Source organism: Ruegeria sp. AB8 (assembly GCF_056542605.1).
This window is the reverse complement of record NZ_JBQGAB010000091.1, coordinates 1-1,353: the sequence shown is the minus strand read 5'-3', so window position 1 is coordinate 1,353 and position 1,353 is coordinate 1. Positions and strand designations below refer to the sequence as shown.

Here is a 1,353-nt window from a genome sequence, read left to right as displayed (position 1 = left end):
TGTGTGGATGGCTCCTTCCTAGCAAGACATTTTTGATCTGATTTGCGCATTTGTCAGAAGCAGTCATGTGTCCGGCCTGTCTGCGCGGTTTTGACCGCTGGCCCTGATGGGTTCCGCAAACCAAGTTCCTATCAGCTTTACGGGCTATTATACCCGCGCCATTCGGCGGAGTTTCTTGGCTTTGGCGGCAGACTTATGCACCATCATCTCGCGGGTCTTGCTAACTCATTGTTCCTTTCGTCTCAGACGGCAGCACGTGGGCTGTAGGGTTCGTTGCGGGTGAGCACTGCCCAGACGATCCGGGCGGTCTTGTTGGCCATCGCGACAGTTGCGACGCGGGCGGCTTTGCGTTCGAGCAATGATGTCAGCCACTTGCTGGCGCGTTCGGGGTGGGATCGTGTTTGTCGGACCAATGACGTCATGCCGACGACGAGCAACGATCGTAAATACTGGTCGCCCATCTTGGTGATTCGTCCCAGCTTCTCCTTGCCACCGCTGGACTTATTCGCCGGCGTCAGGCCCAGCCAGGCAGCGAACTCCCGACCATTGCGGAACTGATGCCCGTCTCCAATGCTAGCGATGATTGCAGAAGCCGTTACAGCGCCAACACCGGGGATCGTGCGAAGAAGACGAACACGCGCATCCTCTTTGGCGACTTGTTTTATACGATCTTCGTACCAGCGGACCCGTTTGTGCAGAGCCATGAGTTGCTCGCACAGATTATGGATCACTTCATTGGCAATCTTAGGCAGATCGAGAACTTCGCCAAGCGTAATGTCTTCGGCAAACCCAATCACCCGGGCGAGACCTCTCGGAATGAAGATGCCAAACTCGGCAACCAAACCGCGCAGATTGTTGATGAGTTGCGTTCTCTGGCGCACCAGAAGATCACGCGCCCGATGCAGCGAGAGGAGGGATTGCTGCTCGACCGTCTTGATTGCAACAAAGCGCATGGTCGGACGAGTAACCGCTTCACAGATTGCTGCGGCATCAATTGCATCAGACTTCCCGCGTTTGACGTATGGTTTCACATACATCGGCGGGATCAACCGAACCTCGTGGCCCAAGGCCATGAGCTCGCGCGCCCAGTGGTGGGCGCTACTGCAGGACTCCATACCAATCAGGCAAGGCTCCAACTTCGCAAAGAACGACAGAAACTGCGCCCGCCGCAGGGCTTTGTTGAACACAACCTCCTCGGACGCGGTGATCCCGTGGACTTGAAAGACGTTCTTGGCCAGATCAACGCCAATTGTGGTAACTTGCATGGGGTGGCTCCTTTCAAAAGCAGACTTTGACACCTGCACTATGGCGCATTGCGACGCCGGTTGAAGCAGGAGCCATCCACCCCATCAG

Annotated in this window: 1 protein-coding gene; it reads right to left on the bottom strand. The window is 56.2% G+C overall.

The genetic code is table 11. The features are described from left to right. Positions 1 to 242: 242 nt before the first annotated feature. Positions 243 to 1,265 (bottom strand): IS110 family RNA-guided transposase, encoded by a 1,023-nt coding sequence (locus ACR0CG_RS23855; RefSeq protein WP_170693030.1) that lies wholly within the window; start codon positions 1,263 to 1,265, stop codon positions 243 to 245. Positions 1,266 to 1,353: the final 88 nt, after the last annotated feature.